The following is a 15,223-nucleotide window of genomic DNA, read 5'->3' as shown; positions in this document are numbered from 1 at the left end:
GACTTATGGCACGTGAAATTCTTACCGTCGTTGAAACGGTTAGTAACGAAAAAGGTGTAAGTCGTGAAGCAATTTTTGAAGCGCTAGAACAAGCTTTGGTTGCAGCGACTAAGAAGAAATTCTACGAGGGGACTCACTCGGAAGAAGCTCGTCTTCGTGTAGAAATTGACCGTAAAACTGGTGATTATCGTACTTTCCGTCAATGGGAAGTGGTGGCTGATGAAGATCATGAAATGCCTGCCTGTCAGGATGCGATCTCTGATGTGGATCCGGCACAATGGTCGATTGGCGATATCCGTGAACTGGAAGTAGAATCAATCGATTTCGGTCGTATTGCTGCCCAGATCGCGAAACAGGTGATTGTACAGAAGATCCGTGAAGCAGAACGTGCACTGGTTGCTGATGCTTATGAATCTAAAGTCGGTGAGCTGATCTATGGTGAAGTGAAAAAACAAACCAAAGATGGCTTTATCATTGACTTGGGTGACAACGCAGAAGCGTATCTGGCACGTGAAGAGATGATTCCGAAGGAAATCCTTCGTCCGAAACAACGCGTAAATGCGATTCTATATAGCGTTAACCGTGAAGGCCGTGGTGCACAGTTATTGTTGTCACGTGCTAAACCGGAAATGCTGATTGCATTGATGAAAAAAGAAATTCCTGAAATTTCTGAAGAAATCATTGAAATTAAGGCCGCAGCTCGTCAACCGGGTGTTCGTGCTAAAATTGCAGTGAAAACCAATGACCACCGTATTGACCCGGTGGGTGCTTGTATTGGTATGCGTGGTACCCGTATCCAGGCTGTACAGCAAGAGCTCAATGGCGAGCGTATTGATGTGGTGGTTTGGTCGGATGATCCTGCGCAATATATCGCAAGTGCATTAGAACCAGCAGATGTATCTAGTATTGTCATCGATGAAGATGCACGTACTGCAGACATCATTTTCGCGACTAGTGATCAGCTAGCTCGCGCAATTGGTTCACAAGGTCAAAACGTTCGTCTGGCATCTGAACTGACTGGCTATAAGCTGGACATGATGCTGGAAGAAGAGTACTACGCACGTCAGCAAAGCGAAGCACAAAAATACCTGGATATGTTTGTTACACGTCTGGATATTGCTGAAGATTTGGCGATGGCGTTAGTAGAAATGGGCTTCACCTCGCTTGAAGAAATTGCTTACGTACCGCCAGAAACGTTTGATGAAATCGAACTGGATGCGGAACTGGTTGAACTACTGCAAAGCCGTGCGAAAGAAATTGCACTTGCTGATGCATTACAACAGCAAGAAAACGTACAAGCGCCAAGTGAAGAACTTGTTGCAATGGAAGGCATGACAGCAGAGATCGCGCAAGCTCTCGCAGCTCGTGGTGTGGTAACCGTAGATGACTTAGCTGACCAAGCGACTGATGATATCGAAGATATCGAAGGTCTCGGTGCTGAGAAGGCCGGTCAACTTATTATGAAAGCGCGCGAATCATGGTTTAACTAGGAGGTAGTATATGACGGACAAGTCGATTAAAGAGTTAGCACTCAGCGTGGGTCGCCATGTTGATAAGCTCCTAGAGCAGGTTCGTGAGGCAGGTTTACCACAGCGTAAAGCTGACGATATTATTACCACCGAACAACAAGATCGCTTAATGAATCATGTGAAAAAGACACAAGGTTCAGATGGCCATGCAGGACAAATCACGTTGAAACGTAAAACGACCAGTACTGCTAAAGTGGCAAGTACTTCAGGTAAGGCGAAAACGATTAATGTAGAAGTTCGCAAGAAACATACATTCGTCAAGCCAGACCCGGAACAAATTAAAGCAGAAGCTTTAGCGAAGGCTCAAGCTGAACAGCAAGCGAAAGCAGAAGCTGAACAGAAGTCAGCACCAGCTAAAAAACCTGCTGATGCACCTAAATCAGGTACAAACAATGCAAGCAAAGCGCTAGAAGCAATGCGTGCAGCTCAGAAACAAGAAACTGAGAAACAGGAAACACCTAAAGCAGCTGTTGTGGTAAAACGCAAATCAACTAATAAACCGATTGTGAAAGCAGCGGTTAAACAAGTTGAAACAGCAGAACAGAAAAAAGCGCGTGAAGCTCAAGCCGCTCAATTAAAAGCAGCTGAAGAAGCAGCACGTCGTAAGGCAGCTGAAGAAGCACAACAACGTACCCTTGAGCAAATGCGCAAGATGGCATCTAAGTATTCTTCTGAAGATACCACTGCAACCATTCGTGTGATTGATGATTCTCCACTTGCTGCTGGTCTAGTTGGCCAGGCATATGAAGACTCATTTGCGAAAGAAGACCGCGAAATTAAACGTGGTACTAACACTTCAAATACACGTTCACCGAAGAAAGGTGGTCGTCGTGGTGAAGAGCAGTCTTTCCGTGATAACTCACACAAACGCGGTTTGAAATCTAGCCAAGCGAACAAGCATGGTTTTGAAAAACCAGTGAAAAAACAGGTTTATGACGTTGAAATCGGTGAAACGATTGTCGTTGCTGACCTGGCTGCGAAAATGGCAGTTAAGGTTCGTGAAGTGATCAAGTCACTGATGAAAATGGGTGAACTGGTTACTCAAAACCAGGCGATCGATCAGGAAATCGCGGCTCTTGTGGTTGAAGAAATGGGCCATAACCCAGTACTGGTTTCTGAAACTGCAGTTGAAGATAACCTGCTTGAACAGGCTGAAGAAGCTCGTGGTGCGCAAACCACTCGTGCGCCAGTTGTTACGATCATGGGTCACGTTGACCATGGTAAAACATCGCTTCTAGACCGTATTCGTCGTGCCAAAGTGGCGCAAGGCGAAGCAGGTGGTATTACCCAGCATATCGGTGCTTATCATGTAACAACTGATAAAGGTATTATCACCTTCTTGGATACTCCGGGACACGCAGCGTTTACTGCAATGCGTTCACGCGGTGCCAAAGCGACTGATATCGTAGTCCTGGTTGTTGCAGCAGATGATGGTGTGATGCCACAAACTGCAGAAGCAATCGATCACGCACGTGCAGCGGGTACGCCAATCATTGTTGCAATCAACAAGATGGATAAAGACTCAGCTGATCCAGATCGCGTATTGAACGAATTGACCACCAAAGAAATCGTACCTGAAGAATGGGGCGGTGACGTTCCTGTAGCGAAAGTATCTGCACATACTGGTGCCGGTATTGATGAACTTCTTGACCTGATTTTAATTCAGTCTGAATTGCTTGAATTGAAGGCGTCTGAAGAAGGTGCGGCACAAGGTGTTGTGATTGAAGCGCGTGTTGATAAAGGCCGCGGTGCAGTGACTTCTATTCTGGTTCAAAACGGTACGCTGAAAGTGGGTGACCTGGTACTTGCTGGTTCATCTTATGGCCGCGTTCGTGCCATGACCGATGAAAACGGTAAGCGTATCAAGTCTGCAGGTCCTTCGATTCCAGTCGAAATTCTGGGTCTTCCAGAAGCACCGATGGCAGGTGACGAAGTTCTTGTTGTGAATGACGAGAAGAAAGCACGTGAAGTTGCCGATGCGCGTATGGATCGTGAACGTCAAAAACGTCTTGAACGTCAATCTGCAATGCGTCTTGAAAACATCATGGCGTCTATGGGCAAAAAAGATGTGCCAATCGTCAATGTGGTATTGAAAACTGATGTACGCGGTACATTGGAAGCACTGCATGTTGCATTGGCTGAGCTTTCAACGGATGAAGTAAAAGTACGTATCATCGGTTCGGGTGTAGGTGCGATTACTGAATCTGACGTCACACTTGCTGAATCTTCAGAAGCGGTTCTTCTTGGCTTTAACGTACGTGCCGACAATACTGCACGTCAGAAAGCAGATGCAGACAGTATCGACATTCGTTACTACTCAGTGATCTATCAATTGATTGATGACGTGAAAGCAGCGATGAGTGGTAAGCTTGCTCCTGAACACCGTGAAACCATCTTGGGTGTTGCTCAAGTGCGTGAAGTGTTCCACTCAAGCAAATTCGGTGCTGCAGCAGGCTGTATGGTGCTTGAAGGCGTATTACACCGTAACAAACCGATTCGCGTATTACGTGATGACGTGGTGATCTTCCAGGGCGAGCTAGAATCTCTTCGTCGCTACAAAGAAGTGGTGGAAGAAGTTCGTGCCGGTATGGAATGTGGTCTTGCGGTGAAAGGCTATAAAGACATCAAACCTCTCGACAAGATCGAAGTGTATGATGTGCAATTGATTAAACGGAGTCTTTAATGGCGGGTAGTCAACGTCTGAAGCGTATGGCGGATACGGTACAACGCGAGTTGTCTGAACTGATCCGTCAGGAGCTGAAAGATCCACGTCTGGGTGGTCTGGTGACCATCTCAGCCGTGAAGGTGAGCCCAGACTTAGGATATGCAGAAGTTTATGTCACAGTAATGGGTCGTGAACTTGGTGATGAGCAAAGTGAAGCGGCAAATAAAGAAACACTCGATGTCCTGAATAAGGCATCTGGGTTCCTGCGCCATGAACTGGGCCGTCGGATCAAGACACGTATTACGCCTCGTCTACGTTTCCATTATGACAAAACCAATGCATATGGTAACTATATGTTTGGTCTGATTGCTGAAGCAGTGAAGGATTTACCTCCTGCTGAAGACAAGAAAGATGAAGAATAAGCTTTTATAAAGCTCAATAAAAAAGCCACCTTAGGGTGGCTTTTTTATTGCTAAACTTTTTAAGTAAAACTGGCTAACTATTACTTTGAATCTTGATCATTCATTTTCTTTTCATAAAATGCACGACGGCGGGTTTTCTGCCAAGGCAATGGACGTTCTAGTGTTTCTGGCACTTCACCACTCATCGAGCGCAAACGTAAATGCAAGGCCGCTTGCGCCATCAGGTTGGCAGATACCGGTGCAGTAATGAAGGCAAACAGGGTAATCAGTACTTCAGCAAAACCTAAACGACCATAGATAGCCGAAAAAATAATAGAAGCGATCAGAAAGCTTCCCAGGCCTAAGGTACTGGATTTAGTCGGTGCATGCAGACGCATAAAAAGGTCGGGTAGACGTATCATCCCAATGCCACCCACCAGCATAAAAAACGCGCCAATCAATAAAAAAATCGAAACTAGTATTTCTAAAATTAAAGGCATTTAAAAACTCCTAGTCGATGACATGTCCAGTGGTGAAATAGCGGGCAAGGGCAGCGGTAGAAACAAAGCCCAGCATGGCCACCAGTAGGGCACCTTCAAACATGAAAGTGCTGCTCCAGTAGATTCCCAGAATCACCACCAGACAGGTTGCATTTAAAAATAGGGTATCCAGTGCCAGCAGACGGTCAACGATTGATGGGCCCATAACCAGCCGGATCAGACACAGTAACATGGAGATCGTGACAGCACCCAGACAAATCAGCAATGCATATGGCAGAATGGTCATGCTTCAGCTCCTGATTGTGCGCTAAAAATTTTAATCAATGGTTGTTCATAGCGCTGTTTAATAGTTTCAATTTCGGCCTCTTCATCATCCGTGCTTAAGGCATGGACCAGAATATCGCCACGGTCCTGATCAATCCCCGCAGAGACTGTACCTGGTGTCGTGGTAATAATCATTGCCAGCAACGTATTCACTTCTTCATGTTCGGTATCCAGCGGTACCCGAAACCATTTGGGATGCAGATTTTTGGTCGGTCCCAGCACCAGAATCGCTACCTTAATGTTTGCGACAATGATGTCCCAAACAACGATCCAAAACAGGCGCATCGCCGGGATCCACCGGATATTCGGTGTGTAATCAATGAAAGGGGCGACCATTCTCGGAATCAAGATCGCCAGAAATATTGACATAAGGAGTGTGCCGGCTTCCATATTATGGGCCAGCATGATCCAGCTCATCGCCACAATGACCGAAACGAAAGGATGTGGGAACCAGCGTTGAAGTAATGATTCAGCCATTAAAGTCCCTCCGCCGGTTTAAGTTGATTGTCGTCGTATTTGTTCTGTTCAATATACTGCTTATCAATCTGACGCTGTTTAAATTCAGAAATATGATCGCCATTTAAGGTATTTTCTGAAATGACATAAGGAATCAGGTGCGCATTTGGATCAGGCGTTTCACCACCGTATTTGGTTTCTGGTAAATAACCCGGATCAAATGGCTGTACACTGATGAACTTGCCTTCAGCATCACGTTTTAACAGTGCTGCTTCATAAATCGGATTGGTTTTAATCTGTGCTGCGGCCTGATAATTATATTGATAAATCGGTGCAGCAAAAACAACGTAGGCTGTCAGACTGAGCAATAATAGATAAATAACCCGGTCATTCCGTGCTGGTGCCTTGCTGGGCAAGGATTCATATTTGCTGAATTCTTCAGAATTTTCATCCTGTTCTGGTCGGCTTGAACGCCAGAACAGAATAAAACCGACCCGGGTAAAAGCCAGAATACTCAGTAAGCTGACCAGTAGAACCGTGAAGATAATCAGCATTTGATGCTCAGACTGTCCTGAAGCTTGCAGGATAAACACTTTACCGAAGAAGCCACTGAAAGGCGGCAAGCCGGCCATCATCAAGGCAATGATGAAATACACAATAGAAACCAGCTTATTCTGTTTCATCTGTGGGGCAATTTTAAAGTGATCTTTAAATTCACCGCGTTGTGAAGTAATCCAGCCACACAGGATATAAAACGCTGCGCCAATCAGGGTACTGTGCACCATATAATACAAGGCACCTGCCCAGGCTTGGGTACTGTTCATGGCAATCGCAATCAGAATGGTGCCGACTGAAGACAGGATCATAAAGCCGACAAAACGGCGTAGACGTTCAGTCCCAATGGCACCAAATGCGCCATACAGTGAAGTAATCACCCCAATGACCAGCAGACAGTTCATCAGGATCTGATGACTGTATTCATCATCAAATACAGTACCATTGACCCGGATAATCGCGTAGATCCCGACTTTGGTCATGATGGTAAACAGGGCAGCCACCGGAGTAGTGGCAACAGCATACGTTTTAGGAAGCCACAGGCCTACCGGTAACATGGCTGCCTTGATCCCGAACACCACAAATAGCATCAGTCCGCCCGCAACGGCCAGCTTATGCTCATCTCCTGCCAGAGTTGGCATTAGGCGGGCAACATCAGCCATATTCAGGCTGCCGACACTGCCATAAATCATGCCGAGCCCGATCAGGAACATGGCAGAAGCGAGCAGGTTAATAGCCACATAATGTACACCGAGCTGGAAGCGTGCCTTGCCTTGCCCATGCAAAAGTAAGACATAGGATGCCATTAACAGGATCTCGAAGAACACGAACAGGTTAAACAAGTCACCGGTCAGGAAGGCACCACTAAGCCCCATTAATAGAAAATGGACCATGGCATGGAAATAACGCCCGCGAATATCCCATTCTTTGCTGGCATACCAAACGATGGGCAAAGCGAGTGTATAGGTCAATACCAGCATCAAGGCAGAGAGCTGGTCCAGGACCAGCACAATACCAAAAGGGGCAGCCCATTCACTTAAAGTGTAGACACTGATCTGTCCTTGGCTGCTATTGATCAGATAGCCAATCGCCATAATCAAACCCAATAGGGTCGAAATATGACTCACGCCACGACGCCAAGGCTGACGCCAGTCGGTAATCAGAGAACCGGAACCTGGGTTACCTAACAGTACTAAAATAAAGGCAGTAAACGCCGGTAAAAGAATACTGAAAATAGGGGTGTGTTGATTCAAGAAGTTGAGAAGATCAGTCATTACGGCTCATCCTCACGTGGGTCATGTTGCGGTATCTCTTCTTTGGAATCAACGTGGTCTGTTCCTGATTCATAACGGCTACGTAAGGCCAGCTGTACAATAAAGGCGGTGGTAGCAAAACCGATTACAATGGCGGTCAGCACTAGCGCCTGAGGTAAAGGATCGGTGACCTGCGTGGCTTCGGTAAGCACTGCAGGCGAATTCATCTGAATACGGCCCATGGCAAATAAAAACAGGTTCACTGCATAACCAATCATGGCCAGTCCAAGGACGACCGGAAAGGTACGTGCCCGCAGAATCAGATAGATCCCGGTGGCAGTAAGTAGGCCAATTGCTGAGGCTAATAAAAGTTCTAAACTAATCATTCTATTATCCTCTTGGTACTGGGCCAGTCATACTGGAGTGACGGGAGTCACCCAGAACGGAAATCATCAGCATGGTTGCACCGACTACGGTGACATAGACACCGACATCAAATAGTGCAGCCGAAGCTAAATGCATATCGCCAAGTAATGGCGGATGGACATGAATATGGGCACTGGTCAGGAATGGACGTGACCAGAACCAGGCTGCGATACCGGTTAGGCCTGCAATAGTCAGGCCGACACCAATCCAGATTTCATAGAGACGTCCAGATTTAGCTCCCAGCATTTTTTCTGCATGATCCTGACCAATGGCAACGTATTGAATGATCAAGGCCAATGAGGTGACCAGACCGGCAATAAAACCGCCACCCGGAAGATTATGGCCGCGCATAAAGATATACAGACTCACCACCAGTGCTACCGGTAAAATCCATGATGCAGTAATTCGTAGCATCAAAGGGGAGGGGTTAAAACGGTAAGTCAGGCCTTGGGTAATAGTGGTGCCATGAGCACGCATACCGTCCATCAGACTCAGTACCCCAATGGCAGCAATCCCGAGTACAGTAATCTCGCCGAAGGTATCGAAACCACGGAAATCGACCAGAATTACATTGACGACGTTTGTACCGCCACCAAGCGGAATCGATTGTTGGATGAAGAACCAGGAAATTGAATTATGGTCACGTGTCATAACTAGCCAGGCAACTGTTGCAATTCCTAGACCTCCGCAGACTGCAATCACTGCATCTCGCCAGCGTCGGGTCGGGCTGGATTCATAAGGCGTTAATTGTGGCAGGAGTGACAGGCTCATTAGTAGCAGAACCGTCGTTACTACATCGACTGTAATCTGGGTCAAAGCCAGATCGGGTGCTGAAAAACCAATGAAAACCATGGTGACGACCAGACCGACCGCACCGCTGATCAGGATGGCTTTAATCCGTTCATGATGGAACCACAGCATCATCCAGCAGGCTGAGAACAGCAGTAACCATAGAACGATGGCCAGAACTGGTGCATGGGTCAGTTCGCGGCTACCGGTGTCGATCCCATTGACGACGAGTGGATAGCCCACCAGACCAATGGTAAACAGCACCGTCCACAAAATATAACTTTGCAGTTTGCCATTTTCAGTCGCACGGCGGAAACGTCTTGAATTCAGTAACAGATTTTTCAGGAACAGATCAAACAGTACACGACCTTGCATTTTGCCCAATTTCGGATCCAGATCAATTTCCCGAATTGCGCCGCCTTTGGCCAGTGCAAAATAGAAAATTGCACCGCCGAATATCGCGATGATACTCATCACCAAAGGCAGATTAATACCGTGCCAGAGGGCGAGGTGAGTTCCTTCAAAGGCGAAATTCTGGGTTGACGCTTGTGTGGTGCTATTTACAATCTTTTCGACCAGCAATCCTGGTAACAGACCAACTGCAATACACAGAAAAGCCAGTAAGATAGCCGGTGCACGCATACCAAATGGCGGCTCATGCGCATCTTTATTTGGGACTTGCTGGCCTAACGGACCATCAAAAAACACGCCATGTACCAGGCGAATCGAATAGGCGACAGCGAAAATCCCGGCCAGTGTTCCTGCAATAGCAGCACCGACCATGACTGGGCCACTTAAGTTTGCGACCAGTTCGGTAAAGAACATTTCCTTGGACAAGAAACCATTGGTTAATGGAATACCAGCCATGGAGGCGGCGGTGATCATAGTCAGTGTTGCGGTAAAAGGCAGCATTTGCCAAAGACCAGACAATTTTCGCAGATCACGAGTACCGGATTCATGGTCAATGATCCCGGCAATCATGAATAGGGCAGCTTTAAAGGTTGCATGGTTAATGATATGGAAAATTGCTGCTGCCACGGCCAGTGGTGAGCCAATACCCAGCAAACACATGATCAGGCCCAAGTGGCTAATAGTTGAATAGGCCAACAGACCTTTCAGATCTTCTTTAAAGATGGCAAAGAACGCTGCCACACACAGGGTAAATAACCCGATAAAAGTAACAATATTATGGAACAGTGCCGCGCCTGCAAAAATCGGCAATAAACGTGCGACTAAAAACAGGCCCGCTTTGACCATGGTGGCAGAGTGCAGATAGGCAGACACCGGCGTCGGTGCTGCCATGGCATTTGGTAACCAGAAGTGAAACGGGAACTGCGCACTTTTGGTAAAAGCACCGAGTAAAATTAATAATAATGTCGGTACAAATAGGGCATGCGCCTGAATCTGTTCGCCCATCATCAGAATCTGGTCAATCTGATAGGTACCCGTCATCTGTCCGAGCAGAATAAAGCCACCCAGCATAGATAAGCCGCCCATCCCGGTAATGGTTAGAGCCATGCGTGAGCCGCGTTGGGCCGCTTCGTAATTGCTCCAGTAACCAACCAGCAGAAAGGAAGAAATACTGGTGAGTTCCCAAAAGATCAGGAGAATCAGAAGATTATTAGACAATGAAATGCCGAGCATCGCTGCCATAAACAGCATCAGCAGGAAATACAGTTTACTCAGGGAGTTTTTAGGGCTGAGATAGTAATAGGCATAGATATAAATCAGGGTACCAATCCCACTAATCAGCAGAGCAAACAGCATGCCCAAAGCATCCAGCCGGAAACTGAAATCGATTCCAAGCTGGGGTAGCCAGGACCAGGTCTGGGTAATTACCGTTCCATTAAATACAGCAGGCGCCTGACTCAACAGTAATAAGAAACTGCTGAGGCTGACGGCAATTGCTCCTAAAGCCGTTACCCCGCGTGAAAATTGCTTCAGCCACGAGACAAGGGTTGTGCCTAATACTAACGGTAACAATATAATAATTGGCAGCACACTCGTATCCATTGTCGTGATATAGGTTAAGGTCAACCTAGGGTGAATCTTTATCTTTCAAGGATTACAGGACCGCAAAGAGCGACCCAAAACTTCTCGATCTTGAAAGCCAGAATGATATTCAAACAGAATAAAACAGTTGTATTGCGCAACTTATAAACGATAGCAAATTCCGATTTTACAACGAAAATTGCAAGTAAAACCGATCATATTACAGGATAACCACAACATCAATGTTTTTATGTAGAACTTGTAGATTATACGTAAGCTTGGTTTTGATATGGGGTGCATGCTTGAACATCTCGTACAAATTTGACCGAAAATAAAGATCAAACTCCCTGCATTTATTGATAAAAATTTATAACTTCTTGATCAGAAATGCAGAAAATCAAAACCTATTCTTGCATCCTGATTTTAATTTTTAAATTGCATTATCGTTTCAGCACTAGTTAAGAAGATTGAGGCAGGCTTTGTGAATTATCCTGACTCAATAGCTGTAGAAGTTCCTGTTGCTGTTCTGCGCTTAACTGATCCTGAATTAGTTGCAGAACAGACTGAGTCGTCAGGTTGACTGTTTCTGGTTCCTGAAGTGCATCTTCAACTTTTTCTATATCTGAATGATTTTGGCTCATCTCAAGCGGCAACTCTGCATAGAAATGATCATACTGAACCTGCATTGGATTCAGATGGATAGGATGCAGCTGTTTATTTTCCAGTTTTAAACACTGAAAATCCTGAGCCTGTTCCAGCAATTCCGGCCGATTTCCAGTCACAATAATCTGCAAGTTAGGAAACGCCTGATGCAGACGCGATAAAATGACGGCGGCCATATCTTGATCCAGTTGATGGTCAATTTCATCAATCAGTAAAATGCCAGTACCTTCCTGACAGGGAAATAAGCTGTGCGGATTAAGCAGACAAAGACGCCGTACAACATCTCCCACCAGTGCAATCCAGTTCCGGATACTGCTCGACAACTGCTGAAAGCTAAAGGTGTGATCCTGATAACGCACCATCAATTGCAGCTTGGGCTGGTAGTCCAGATAAATCTGGCTAAGTTCTGGTAGTACAATGGATAAAGCTTCACGCAAGGCAGTCAGGCTCGGTGTATGCATATGTGCTTTAGCTTTTTCAATTTGCTGGACCAGCTGATCTGCCTGTATATCATCCGATTGCTGTAGCGCCTGATCTAGAATCTGGTCAATGATCTTGGCACTTTGTGCATTTTCAATATCACTGATTTCACGAAACCATTCAAAGAAACGTGCAAAAGTCGTAAAAGGGATAGCAGTAATTTCATAGGCATGCGCAGTCTGAAAAATGGCCTGATTATTTTTGCTGAGTAAATTGATTTCATTGACGAAGCGTTCAGCCGGATAATAGGCGACCATAGGCAGACCGAGCAAAGGGTCATGTTGTCTTGCCTTTTGATAGAGATTCACCATGGCATCGAGTTGCTGGGTTTCCGCTTTGGCAAAGCCAATTCCCTGACTATTTAAGGTTTTGTATAACTGCCAGGAACAGGATTGGGCAGGGGCTGCTTCTCCCTGTGCTGATTCAGGCAATGATCCTAAATCATCATGAAAACGCACCTGGATATCAATTTTGGATTGCAGGCGGTTTTGCAGGATATCCTGATCCAGCATGCTTAAACCTGCGGTACGCAAGTCACGAAAACGTGCAGAAAACCAGGTCAAAGCCTGATAACTTAAGCGCAGCAAGGTGGTTTTACCCGAACCCTGATCACCCAGAATTAAAGTCACAGGTGATTTTTGCAAATCAAAATCGAGCTGGATATTGGAAAAGTGCAGAGCATGTTTGAGTTGTATTTTTTCGATGTGCATGGATCACCTGTAGCGTGATTTTTACATCTATGTTTTACCTTAGCCGACGGCTTGGCGCAGTGACTGTGGCATCCTGATTTTCAGTTGTTGAATGAGGTCATAAATGTGATGAATATTTAAGCTTACTTTAGCACGAGTACAGGCCACGTACAGCAGACGTAACTCTTCGTCACTAATTTTATGGTCTTTCTCATTCAGCTTGAACTGGTAGTCATCTTCAATATGAACGCGATCCCATTCCAGACCTTTGGCCTTATGCGCGGTAGAGATGATGTAGTCCGCTTGTCCGATTGGGGTGATTTTGGCGAGGGCAGTTTTCAGGGGATCAGTGCCATGTTCATCGACCAGTTTGACTAAAGGCTTGATATCACTGCCTTCATTGGTCTCACAGTATTCGTGTACATCATGCCATGAGTTAAACCAGGCCAGTTCAGGCACATCAACTACACGCTTGCCCTGTTTCAGCATCGCAGCGGCATCAACAAAACGGTTCAGTTTGACATGATCCGCTTGCAGGCTGACTTTATCGCCACGTACTAAACCGGCAAGTAATAGTTCCATAGCACGCGCATTGGTCCGGCATAGAATCGCATCGCGTAATTTAGTGTGCGGTTTATTGACCACTTTGGAATTTAAGTGCGGATTGCCGAGTAGGGGCACGGTTTCATTCAATGCTCCTAAAATCGCATTAGCATTCAGCGCAATTTCAGGCCCGAAACGGAAGGAAGTGGTCAGACGAGATTCGGGTAGCGGCAGCTGCTGCATGGCATTCACTGCGCCACGCCAGGCATAAATCTGCTGGTGCGCATCGCCGACATAGATGACCTGAGTGCTACGCTGTTTTAGCAAAATTCCCAGCATCAGTGGGTCGGCATCCTGTGCTTCATCAAACAGCACATAGTCGGCAGGAATATTGGGCTCAGACAATGCCCAAAGTTTCAGGTAAATATCATGCCCAATCCCGGCCTGATGATTGGGATCAATTGACTCTAACCAACGCCGTTCAACTGCTGGATAAAGTTTCTTTTGCAATGCTTCAATATCATCTGGGTGTAGCCAGCTCGGTGCCTGAATATGTCGCGGGGCGGGATATTGCGAACTGGTCGAGCAGAAATAGCCGACTGCGTTCGCAACCAGACTGGCCAGACGCGAAGGCATCAGTACATATTTTTCATAACGTCCGCCCATCATCCGGCGCAAGGTCATCGGTTCAAGGCGATATTCTTTGGCAATAAAGCTTGGACTTAAACGCGGTAGGCGTAGTTTATCCGTGACTCCACGTGGAACACTGCGAAAAGCCAGGGAGTGAAACGTACGGCAGTCGACACCACGATGAAACTTGTTTTGTGCTTCTGAGGCAATGGATTTATTAAACGCCAGATACATGCCGCGCCGTTCCGGCATGGCATCACTGATCATTTGCAGGGTCGTAGTTTTACCTGTGCCCGCATAGGCAATGACTTTAAAAGATTTTCCCAGACGTGCGTTATCAATGGCAGTGGCCTGCTCATAGGTCGCTTTGGGTTTTTGCAGATCAGACACAGGTAGATTCATTCACGACTTAATGTTGACGATTGGCTTTTTCAACCAGACCGGATAGACCCTGACGGCGTGCCAGTTCATTCAGGACCAGTTGTGGATCAAGGTCAAAATAACCAAGCATGACAATGGTATGGAACCACAGATCAGCTACTTCATAGATCAGGTCATTCTTGTTGTCTTCAGAGGCTTCAGTTTTGAAATCTTTAGCCGCGATCACGGTTTCAAAGCTTTCTTCACCGACTTTTTCCAGAATCTTGTTTAAACCTTTATGGTACAGCTTGGCCACATAAGAGGATTCCGGATCAGCTTTCTTACGCTCTGCCATCATCTCGCCCAAGTATGATAATACTTCAACCTGTTCAGACTGAGCAGTTGAGGCATTCATAGCAAGGGTATGTGGATTTGTTGATTTTTCACCGTAAATTGCAGCAGGATCTTTGATTTGTACATCCACAATTTCCCAGCCATTTGGGGTTAATTTACGGTAGAAACATGATTCACGACCAGTATGGCAGGCAATACCACCATGCTGTTCAATCTGTAAAATAATTACGTCCGCATCACAGTCCAGACGGATTTCATGCACAGTCTGGAAATGGCCAGATTCTTCGCCCTTATGCCATAACTTATTGCGTGAGCGGGAGAAATATACTGCCTGATTTCTTTCGGCAGTTAAAGCCAGCGCTTCACGATTCATCCAGGCGACCATCAATACACGACCAGTTTGATGGTGCTGGGCAATGGCAGGGATCAGACCTTGTTCGTTAAATTTTACTTCATCGAGCCATTGCACGTTGTTCATAAGGGTTTCCATTAATTGAATCAGAATATAAAAAGATGGATAGGAAATATCCGTCCATAGTGTACGTGATCTCGTCGCATTTGCGGCAAAAATCTGTGCCTGAAAAGACAGGATGTGTCGTTGGGTGTATTCAGAT

At 46.2% G+C, this 15,223-nt stretch carries 12 protein-coding genes; 3 read left to right on the top strand and 9 right to left on the bottom strand.

Annotated elements, in window-relative coordinates:
- Positions 1-5: 5 nt before the first annotated feature.
- From nusA to FTU46_RS01020, 3 genes are read left to right on the top strand one after another with little or no spacing between them, the layout of a single operon-like run.
- Positions 6-1,490, top strand: a complete 1,485-nt coding sequence (nusA, locus tag FTU46_RS01030) for a transcription termination factor NusA (protein WP_004787201.1) — start codon at positions 6-8, stop codon at positions 1,488-1,490.
- 10 nt (positions 1,491-1,500) lie between these two features.
- Positions 1,501-4,212 carry a translation initiation factor IF-2 gene (gene infB, locus FTU46_RS01025; RefSeq protein ID WP_180011351.1) on the top strand — a complete coding sequence of 904 codons (2,712 nt, stop codon included), beginning with the start codon at positions 1,501-1,503 and terminating at the stop codon, positions 4,210-4,212.
- Positions 4,212-4,616, top strand: coding sequence for a ribosome-binding factor A (locus FTU46_RS01020; RefSeq protein ID WP_054580942.1), 405 nt, complete (start codon positions 4,212-4,214; stop codon positions 4,614-4,616). The genes infB and FTU46_RS01020 overlap by 1 nt, the downstream gene beginning before the upstream one ends.
- A gap of 80 nt (positions 4,617-4,696) precedes the next feature.
- Here the strand turns inward: FTU46_RS01020 and FTU46_RS01015 are convergent, their stop codons facing one another.
- From FTU46_RS01015 to hisIE, 9 genes are all read right to left on the bottom strand, one after another.
- Entirely contained in the window at positions 4,697-5,095 is a 399-nt protein-coding gene (locus FTU46_RS01015; protein WP_005233541.1) for a Na+/H+ antiporter subunit G, read from the bottom strand.
- 10 nt (positions 5,096-5,105) lie between these two features.
- Positions 5,106-5,381 carry a monovalent cation/H+ antiporter subunit F gene (locus tag FTU46_RS01010; RefSeq protein ID WP_004787192.1) on the bottom strand — a complete coding sequence of 92 codons (276 nt, stop codon included), beginning with the start codon at positions 5,379-5,381 and terminating at the stop codon, positions 5,106-5,108.
- Entirely contained in the window at positions 5,378-5,896 is a 519-nt protein-coding gene (locus tag FTU46_RS01005; protein WP_180011358.1) for a Na+/H+ antiporter subunit E, read from the bottom strand. The genes FTU46_RS01010 and FTU46_RS01005 overlap by 4 nt, the downstream gene beginning before the upstream one ends.
- Positions 5,896-7,704, bottom strand: coding sequence for a monovalent cation/H+ antiporter subunit D (locus tag FTU46_RS01000; protein WP_180104170.1), 1,809 nt, complete (start codon positions 7,702-7,704; stop codon positions 5,896-5,898). The genes FTU46_RS01005 and FTU46_RS01000 overlap by 1 nt, the downstream gene beginning before the upstream one ends.
- Positions 7,704-8,069, bottom strand: a complete 366-nt coding sequence (locus FTU46_RS00995) for a Na+/H+ antiporter subunit C (protein ID WP_004787185.1) — start codon at positions 8,067-8,069, stop codon at positions 7,704-7,706. Before FTU46_RS00995 ends, FTU46_RS01000 begins: the two co-directional genes overlap by 1 nt.
- 4 nt (positions 8,070-8,073) lie before the next feature.
- A complete protein-coding gene (locus FTU46_RS00990; RefSeq protein ID WP_180104169.1) occupies positions 8,074-10,911 on the bottom strand; it encodes a monovalent cation/H+ antiporter subunit A in 2,838 nt (945 codons plus the stop codon).
- Between the two features lie 437 nt (positions 10,912-11,348).
- Positions 11,349-12,743 carry an AAA family ATPase gene (locus tag FTU46_RS00985; RefSeq protein WP_180104168.1) on the bottom strand — a complete coding sequence of 465 codons (1,395 nt, stop codon included), beginning with the start codon at positions 12,741-12,743 and terminating at the stop codon, positions 11,349-11,351.
- A 39-nt stretch (positions 12,744-12,782) separates the two neighbouring features.
- Positions 12,783-14,285, bottom strand: coding sequence for an AAA family ATPase (locus FTU46_RS00980; protein WP_034590271.1), 1,503 nt, complete (start codon positions 14,283-14,285; stop codon positions 12,783-12,785).
- A 19-nt stretch (positions 14,286-14,304) separates the two neighbouring features.
- Positions 14,305-15,087 (bottom strand): bifunctional phosphoribosyl-AMP cyclohydrolase/phosphoribosyl-ATP diphosphatase HisIE, encoded by a 783-nt coding sequence (hisIE, locus tag FTU46_RS00975; RefSeq protein WP_180104167.1) that lies wholly within the window; start codon positions 15,085-15,087, stop codon positions 14,305-14,307.
- Positions 15,088-15,223: the final 136 nt, after the last annotated feature.

The sequence above is a fragment of the Acinetobacter sp. YH12108 genome, from assembly GCF_013419055.1.
Lineage (GTDB): Bacteria > Pseudomonadota > Gammaproteobacteria > Pseudomonadales > Moraxellaceae > Acinetobacter.
This window is presented reverse-complemented; position numbering and strand designations above follow the sequence as displayed.